Origin of the sequence: Mesorhizobium sp. M1E.F.Ca.ET.063.01.1.1, from assembly GCF_003998155.1 — a bacterium.
Lineage (GTDB): Bacteria > Pseudomonadota > Alphaproteobacteria > Rhizobiales > Rhizobiaceae > Mesorhizobium.
In genome coordinates this window covers 1-407 of sequence record NZ_RZSC01001714.1, presented here as the reverse complement: position 1 = coordinate 407, position 407 = coordinate 1, and the positions used below count along the sequence as shown (strand labels likewise).

Sequence of the window (407 nt, the reverse complement as noted above, 5' to 3'; positions counted from 1 at the left end):
GTGTCGGATCGAGCGTGGCGAACAGCATGTCCTCGGCCAGAACCCCTGCTCCGGTCATCCGGTTGAACAGCGTCGATTTTCCGGCATTGGTGTAACCGACGATCGCTACAACCGGGAAAGGAACCTTCTTGCGCTTGGCCCGGTGCAGGTCGCGCGTGCGGCGAACCGTCTCCAGCTCATGTTTCAGCTTGGTGATCTTGTCCTGCAGGATGCGCCGGTCGGACTCGATCTGTGTTTCGCCGGGACCGCCGAGAAAACCGGCGCCGCCGCGTTGCCGTTCGAGGTGGGTCCAGCTCCGCACCAGCCGGCCTTTCTGGTAGTTGAGATGCGCCAGCTCGACCTGCAGCGTGCCTTCCTTGGTCCGCGCGCGCTCGCCGACGATCTCGAGAATCAGCCCGTTGCGGTCG

General features: G+C 63.9%; 1 protein-coding gene. It reads right to left on the bottom strand.

Annotation, left to right across the window (positions count from 1 at the left end):
- Positions 1-407 (bottom strand): GTPase (locus EOA29_RS40555; RefSeq protein ID WP_189479216.1); only part of this gene is annotated, 407 nt, incomplete at both ends.